The sequence below is a fragment of the Okeania sp. SIO3B5 genome (genome assembly GCF_010692555.1).
In the GTDB taxonomy this organism is placed as follows: domain Bacteria; phylum Cyanobacteriota; class Cyanobacteriia; order Cyanobacteriales; family Microcoleaceae; genus Okeania.
Genome location: NZ_JAAHHG010000265.1, coordinates 5,875 through 13,670, shown reverse-complemented (window position 1 = coordinate 13,670; position 7,796 = coordinate 5,875). Strand labels below are relative to the sequence as shown.

The following is a 7,796-nucleotide window of genomic DNA, read 5'->3' as shown; positions in this document are numbered from 1 at the left end:
TTTCAAGGGCGATCGCTCTGAGAAAACTATACAGCGGTTTTCATTTCAGTAGGGACGTTGCATGCAACGTCCCTACAGGGCGCGTGGTTATGACGATGTGGTTCATCAAGAGCGAAAAGCGCTGTAAGATGACTCTTGAGAAGTATGCCATCTTTTTCATCTTTTTATAGAACCCATTTGGTATCTTTTAGCTCTCTCCAGAAAAGAGGGAGTAGGGAGTAGGGAGTAGGGAGTAGGGGGGAAATAATTGATGACACGCTCTACAATAATTGATTTGATTTTTGATGATTGGAAATATCTTTCTCCGAAAAGATATATGCTTAAGTTAAGTAATAGGAGCGGTCACCTAAATTTTTAGAGATGCGCTTAGGGGTTCTATATTAGACATATGAGTGGAAATTACACATATAGATCAATACGGTTCAGTTAAGGATTTTTTTTCCAGTTCTGTAGTCTAAAAAGCCTATCTAATCGTTCCATATCATAGGAGTTTTCGTCTTAACTGAACCGTATTGACATATAGATAATTTTTTGTGTCTTTATTGGGAAATGCTATACCAGATTTGATATAAGTAAAGCCTGGTTTCAGCGCAACTACTTTTACTAATTTCCGAATATTATACTACAGCTATTGTAAGTTAAATTATAGGCTTAATCGCAAATCAGCAACCCATTATTTTTAATTGTTAAGGTTAAGATTAAATACCAAAATTCTTAAACCCTTTCGTAACAGATAAGTAAAAAAGTCAATAATAATAGAAATCATAATTACCAAAATTTGAGAAGGAAAAAATAATGAAAACTAGCTTTCAAGACAGTACAACTAACACCCTAACTACCCCCACCCCCCAAGAGCAAAGCAACCGCAATATACAATTACCTGTTGAGCGCCCCAAGAAGGGAAAAAAATGGGCGATCGCTCTGGTGGCAGCGGGACTCTTAGCTATATCCACAGGCATATATTTAATCCGTAACCAGTCTCAGGGAAAACAAGAAATCGTTGAAAGTTTGACTATACCTGTACAAGCTCAAAATATAGTTGTGAGAATTACAGCTAGTGGGGAAGTCCAACCAATACAACGAGTCAACCTTTCTCCTAAAAATCAAGGCCGTTTGGCAGAATTGTATGTCGAACAGGGCGATCGCGTCCAAGCAGGCCAAGTTATTGCCCGGATGGAAAGTCGTGACTTAGAAGTCCAACTCCGCCAAGTCCAGGCCAGACTTGAAAGTGCTAAGGCAAATTTGGCAAAACAGGAAACTGGTAGTCGTCCAGAAGAGATTGCTGCTGCTAGAGCGCGTTTAAATCAAGTGGAAGCTCGTCTATCCCAATTGCAAGCAGGCAGTCGTCGCGAAGAAATTGCTGCTGCTAGAGCGCGTTTAAATCAAGTGGAAGCTCGTCTATCCCAATTGCAAGCAGGTAGTCGTCGCGAAGAAATTGCTGTTGCTAGAGCGCGTTTAGATAGAACTGAAGCTAATTTATCTCAACTAAGAACTGGCAACCGTCGTGAAGAAATTGCTCAGGGGAAGGCACGTTTAGAACAGGCGATCGCTCGTTTGGATGATGCTAAGACTGGAAGTTTGAAGGAGGAAATTGAACAAGCTAAGGCTAGAATAGAGGCGACAAAGGCAGAGTTGGAGTTAACGACGAAACGGCAAGCTCGATATCAAAATTTGGCAAGTGAGGGTGCTATCGCTCGCGATGCTTACGAAGAATATGTTAGAGATGACCGCCGAGTCAGGGCTAATTTACGGGAAGCTGAAAAACGTTTGGAACAACTAACTCAAGCTAGAGGAGCAGAGATAGAGCGTTTAACTGCTGCTGTGGAACAGGAAAAACAGGCTTTTCAATTGTTGGAAAATGGTACTCGTCCGGAGGAAATTGCTAAAGCTGAAGCGGAAGTGGCGGAAGCTCGCAGTCAATTGGAGGAGTTGGAGAATGGTACTCGTCCGGAGGAAATTGCTAGAGCTAGAGCGGAGGTAGCGGAAGCTCGCAGTCAGTTGGAGGAGTTGGAAAATGGTACTCGTCCGGAGGAAATTGCTAGAGCTAGAGCTGAAGTTGCGGAAGCTCGCAGTCAGTTGGAGGAGTTGGAAAATGGTACTCGTCCGGAGGAAATTGCTAGAGCTAGAGCTGAAGTTGCTGAAATGGAAGCTCAAGTCCGCTATCAGGAAATTCTGTTGGAAGATACTGAGGTTCGCGCTCCTTTTTCTGGAATTATTACTCAAAGATATGCAACGAAAGGAGCGTTTGTGACACCTGCGACTTCTGCTTCTAATGCGACTTCTGCTTCTTCGACTTCTATTGTTGCTTTGGCTAGAGGTTTAGAGGTTTTGGCAAAAGTTCCAGAGGCGGATATAGGTCAAATTAAATCTGGTCAAAGTGTGGAAATTGTGGCTGATGCTTATCCAGACCAAGTGTTTAAAGGTAAGGTGAAATTAATTGCTCCAGAGGCAGTAGTAGAAAGAGATGTAACATTATTTGAGGTGCGAGTGGCTCTGGAGACTGGCAAAGAAAAATTACAGTCAGGAATGAATGTTGATTTACAATTTCTAGGCGATCGCTTGGAGAATGCTTTAGTTGTACCGACGGTGGCGATCGTTACTAATAAGGGAGAGACTGGGGTATTAATTCCTGATGTGAAGAATCAACCGAAGTTTCAGTCTGTTACTCTTGGTTTTAGTGTTGGTAATCAAATACAGATTTTGCAGGGAATAAAGGCTGGAGAAAGAGTTTTTATAGAACTGCCAGAAGGTAAAAAGTTAGATGATATTTTCAATAATTGATAATTGATAATGGATAATTGATAATTACCTCTCCCTAAAACGGATAGGATTGAATAAAAGGAAAAAATAAATTTTTTTCTCCTTGAAAGGGGAGGATTTTTACCTGAATTATTTAATTATTTAATTATTTAATTATTAATTCTTCGGTAAAATTGATTTATATATAATCCGGTTATATAGTATATGTTGATAATTCTATAATTACTTCAATATTTAATCTCCCTTACTCCCCTACTCCCCTACTCCCCTACTCCCCTACTCCCCTACTCCCCCACTCCCCTACTGCCCTACTGCCCTACTCCCCTACTCACACACTACCCTACTGCCAACTATACAATGAGGTGAACCAACAATGCAATTTGAGTCCAAAATAGAAATTAATGCCAACCCAGAAAATATCTTTAAAATTTATTCAGAGGTGAACCAATGGTCGAATTGGGACCCAGATACTAAATATGCATATCTTCATGGAGATTTTGCTGATAATTCATTGATTGATTTACAAATACAATCTGGGACTCGCCTTCAAATTAGGTTAGTAAAAGTAATTAGGAATAAGTCATTTATTACTGAATCAAAATTACCTTTATGTACTATCAGGATGGAACATATTCTTCAACCATTTGAAAGCAAAACTTTAGTTACACACAGAATTTTGTTTTCGGGAATTTTCAAGTATATTTTTTCATTTATGTTAGCCGCTCAAATGAAAGAATCTTTATCTCAAACACTTTTAGCCTTAAAAGACTTCGTAGAATCATAATTTTTGGGTAATATCATGTCCGGTTGAATAGTTTCAAAGGAAGGCAGGAGGCAGGAGGCAGGAGGCAGGAGGCAGGAGGCAGGAGGCAGGAGGCAGAAGGTTTTCTTCCATTATCACCTTAATTTTATACACGCTCCGATGCTACCGGACATGATATCACCAATTCTGAAATATTTTTGTATTATTTTGTATTATTGCGATATACGCAATAAAAGAGAACGAACGCCGAAACCACCCAATAGAAATAGACCAAAAATTGAACCAGGTTCGGGGACAGATTCCTGTTCCAGTGGTAGTTCTGGTTTGAGGCCACCATACTCAACGTAATAGCCTAGTGGAGCAGACTCATGCAGGTCATTCCAAGTGATGCCTCCAGGTCTAAACATATGAGCGTAGTGTTCTTGGTTTCTGAAATTGATCGGTTGTCCTGGGTGAAAATTATTGTAGCCAATTGGTGTGCCGTTCTGCCAAAATACTGTTCCCGCTTCCGGACCAGTTACCCATTCCCAAATACCCTCTGTTGCTGCGTCATTTGCACCTAACCATCCACCTGCTTGTGCAGAGAAATGCTCTGTGGGTATACCGATGTTGGAAATAATAAAGTTTTGTTCTGCTTCAGAGGTGATGGTCGCCAGATATCCCTGCAAACCTTTATAATAGCGAGTTTCAGCACTAACTTTTGCTTAGTTCCAAGTATATGCACCTGGAACATACTCGTAATAGTGACCAGTATCGGAGTTGAAAAAGACGCTAGCGCTTACTGGTTTGTTTATTGCTAAAGCGATAGTTGTTGCTCCGAGGCAAGCTATGGATAGTTTTTTCATGGAAATCATAAAACAGTTTTCTCCTATATTTGCTCTTAAGGTTTTGAGGCGATCGCTTTTTAATGAATCTCCAATTTTGAAGTATTTTTGTATTGTTTTGTATTATTGCGACATACGCAATAAAAGAGAATGAATACCGAAACCACCTAATATAAATAGACCAAAAACTGAACCTGGTTCGGGAATTGTTTCTATTTCATCGCCCAAAGTGCCACCGTCAGCTTCGGAGGCAGTGACAATAGTAATCGCATAACCAGGACGAGAACCAGCATCATTAATAGATAAGTAACCAGGGATATTCTTGTTGAAAGTAGCGTGGGAAGATAGATTCCAGTTACTTATACCTGCGGTTGTTAAGCCTTCATTTACTGGAAAGTCCGAGGTTTCTGTAGGAATAACCACACTATTTGTATTGAAGTAGGAAACATAACTTTCTAACTCATCTTTCAAAAAAGAGCGATCGTTTAACCACCACCGCTGACGCGAAGATGGAGGTGAATTTACGTCTCCATGACCATCAGGCAAAACAACAATACCCATGCCTTCTCCACTACCTGCCCAGTTAACGGCATTTACTAAGAAACCGAGAGGACCGTTAGGACGAGGACCAGGACTGCCAAAATAGTGCGCGTCTGCATCTTGACCGCTTAAGAAAGTGCGATTACCCCTAGCTGTAGATATTGCGTCTTTGTTATTTAAAATCCCAGTAGGGTCAAAGTTAAATATTCCAGCCTTCGACCCAGTTCCGATCGCCAAAACATCATAATCAGAAAAGTCAGGTGTAGCACCTTGGGAATTCCAAATAGTAAGATTCCAATCTAAACTGCCGTCACCTTTCGGGTCAAATGTTGGTGCTAGAGCAGCTAACTCTGAGATTTTCGTATTGTAAGCATCGGTCTGACCATACCAGAGAACATTGAGGGATGCAGCATTAGCAACAGTGGCAGAAAAAAGGCTAAAAGTAGTGGCTATAGCTAGAATAGCTTGACTTATTAATTGATGTTTTTGATTACTCATAATTTTCTCGATGATGTTAGATACAGGGGCAAACAGCCTTTTTCCGTTCTACTAAACTTACCCAAACTTACCCATACATGGTTGCATGAGCTTTGGAGCTAGTTTCCTGCTTTCCTGCGGAATGCTGCGCAAACACTGAAGACCACTGACCGCAGTCTGTAACTTATCTTCTCCACAGGCTTAAATTCGCTTGAAACTCAAGCTACTGATACACATAGTTTTTCAGGTTGACAGCAGCATTAAAATCTCTATCAGCTTGAAAACCGCATTCACTACATTCATAAGTTCTCACATTTAACGGCATTTTCTGTTGATGCCCACAGTTTGAACATATTTGAGAACTTGGATAAAATCTAGGAGCTATGAGTAATTCACTGCCGTACCATTCACATTTGTATGTAAGTTGACGTTTAAATTCATAAAAACCACAATCAGCAATAGCACTTGCTAGTTTGTGATTTTTGAGCATTCCACTTACATTGTCATACCTCAATTACTATAGTGCTGTGGTTTAAAGCTCGCCCATGTTGTGAGTTTATGTAGTGCGTCTGCTCTGATATCGGCTACTTTTTTGTGAAGTTTTGCTAGTTTTTTTACTGCTTTGAGTCTGTTTTTAGAACCAATAACTTTTTTGCTAACTGCACGTTGATGACGAACTAATCTTTTTTTTGCTTGACTGTAGGCTTTGACGTTAGCAAATTTACTGCCATCAGAACAGGTTGCTAATGTATTTATGCCTATGTCTACACCAATAGTTTCTTCAACTTTTTCTGTTGGATATTGTTCAATATCATACTTAAAACTGATGTACCAATTATCTGCTCTTTTGGATATTCTGACATTTTTTACTTTGCAATTCGGTAAGATTTCGTATGTTTTTACTACTCCTATTCTGGGTAATTGTATGTAGTTTCCTTGGAAAATCTTAATACTTCCTTCTAAGTAAAAGCTGTCTTTTCTACCTTTTTTCTTAAAGACTGGAAATCCACGGTTCGGGATAGTTAGAAAGTTTTTAAATGCCCTCTCTCAATCTCTTAATGCTTGCTGGGGGGCACATTTAGAAACCTCATAATACCAGGGATTAATTGATTTGACTTCAGCTACTAAACGCTTATGCAGGGTGATGGCGCTTGGGCGTTTTTTAGTTTTTTCGTACTCAGTAATACAAGTTGCTAACCCCCAGTTATAAGCAGTCAGGAGCTACACCTGCGTGTTTGGCAAGTATGGTTTTTTGGTAATTGTTAACTTTTAATTTGGTCTTAATTGATTGCATTTGAACACGCACACCATGAAAAAAAAGTTGTTGATAATTTAGGATGAGTTTAATTTATGATAGCATATAACCAGCAGATTTTCAAGATTTATTAAGATTTGTCCAACTTTGTCTAATTATTTGCGTTCAGTAGTTAGCCCCTAAAGTGTTGAGGTGATCGAGTTAGAAATACAACTGTATTGTTTTGTATTATTGCGACATACGCAATAAAAGAGAACGAAGACCGAAACCACCCAAAAGAAATAAACCAAAAATTGAACCAGGTTCAGGAATTGCTTCTATTTCATCGCCCAAAGTACCACCGTCAGCTTCGGAGGCAGTGACAATAGTAACGGCATAACCAGGATGAGAACCAGCATCATTAATAGATAAGTAACCAGGAATATTTTTGTCGAAAGTAGCGTGGAAAGATATGTTCCAGTTGCTCAAACCTGCACTGGTTAAGCCTTCATTCACTGCAAAATCCGAAGTTTCTGTGGGAATAACCACATTTTCGTCCCATGCATAGGAAACATAACCTTCTAATTCATCCTTCAAAAAAGAGTTCTCATTTAACCACCATCGCCGATTTCGATTTAGAGGATCTGTAGGATATCCACTATCAGTCAAACCTACAATACCCATACCTTCTCCACTACCTGCCCAGTTAACGGCATTGACTAAGAAACCGAGAGGACCGTTAGGACGAGGACCAATGTTATAAGTATAGTGTGCATCTGCATCCTGACCACTTAAGAAAGTTCGGTTTCCCCTGACTGCGGATATCGCCTCTTTGTTATTTAAAATCCTAGTAGGGTTAAAATCAAATAATTCTCCTTCTTTCAAACCAATTCCGATCGCCAAAACATCATAATCAGAAAAGTTGGGTGCTTGGTCTTGGGGATTCCAAATAGTAAGATTCCAATCTAAACTACCGTCTCCTTCTGGGTCAAATGTTGGTGCTAGAGCAGCTAACTCTGAGATTTTCGTATTATAAGCATCGGTCTGACCATACCAGAGAACATTGAGGGATGCAGCATTAGCAACAGTGGCAGAAAAAAGGCTAAAAGTAGTGGCTATAGCTAGAATAGCTTGACTTATTAATTGATGTTTTTGATTACTCATAATTTTCTCGATGATGTTAGATACAGGGGCAAAC

At 39.8% G+C, this 7,796-nt stretch carries 7 protein-coding genes; 2 read left to right on the top strand and 5 right to left on the bottom strand.

Features of this window, described 5'->3' with window-relative positions:
- The first annotated feature begins 795 nt into the window (after window positions 1-795).
- On the top strand, window positions 796-2,781 hold the full coding sequence (locus tag F6K54_RS27355) for an efflux RND transporter periplasmic adaptor subunit (protein WP_293084650.1): 1,986 nt from the start codon (window positions 796-798) through the stop codon (window positions 2,779-2,781).
- Between the two features lie 352 nt (window positions 2,782-3,133).
- Window positions 3,134-3,544 carry a hypothetical protein gene (locus F6K54_RS27350; RefSeq protein WP_293084647.1) on the top strand — a complete coding sequence of 137 codons (411 nt, stop codon included), beginning with the start codon at window positions 3,134-3,136 and terminating at the stop codon, window positions 3,542-3,544.
- A 191-nt stretch (window positions 3,545-3,735) separates the two neighbouring features.
- Here F6K54_RS27350 and F6K54_RS27345 read toward each other — a convergent pair whose 3' ends face one another.
- The 5 genes from F6K54_RS27345 to F6K54_RS27325 all read right to left on the bottom strand — a co-directional run.
- A complete protein-coding gene (locus F6K54_RS27345; RefSeq protein WP_293084644.1) occupies window positions 3,736-4,191 on the bottom strand; it encodes a PEP-CTERM sorting domain-containing protein in 456 nt (151 codons plus the stop codon).
- A gap of 279 nt (window positions 4,192-4,470) precedes the next feature.
- Window positions 4,471-5,385: a PEP-CTERM sorting domain-containing protein gene (locus F6K54_RS27340; RefSeq protein WP_293084641.1), complete on the bottom strand. Its 915-nt coding sequence runs from the start codon at window positions 5,383-5,385 to the stop codon at window positions 4,471-4,473.
- A gap of 202 nt (window positions 5,386-5,587) precedes the next feature.
- Window positions 5,588-5,854 carry an RNA-guided endonuclease TnpB family protein gene (locus F6K54_RS27335; protein ID WP_293084638.1) on the bottom strand — a complete coding sequence of 89 codons (267 nt, stop codon included), beginning with the start codon at window positions 5,852-5,854 and terminating at the stop codon, window positions 5,588-5,590.
- A gap of 20 nt (window positions 5,855-5,874) precedes the next feature.
- Window positions 5,875-6,384, bottom strand: coding sequence for a transposase (locus F6K54_RS27330; RefSeq protein WP_293084653.1), 510 nt, complete (start codon window positions 6,382-6,384; stop codon window positions 5,875-5,877).
- A 463-nt stretch (window positions 6,385-6,847) separates the two neighbouring features.
- The coding region (locus tag F6K54_RS27325) for a PEP-CTERM sorting domain-containing protein (protein ID WP_293084636.1) at window positions 6,848-7,796 on the bottom strand (949 nt) is incomplete at its 5' end.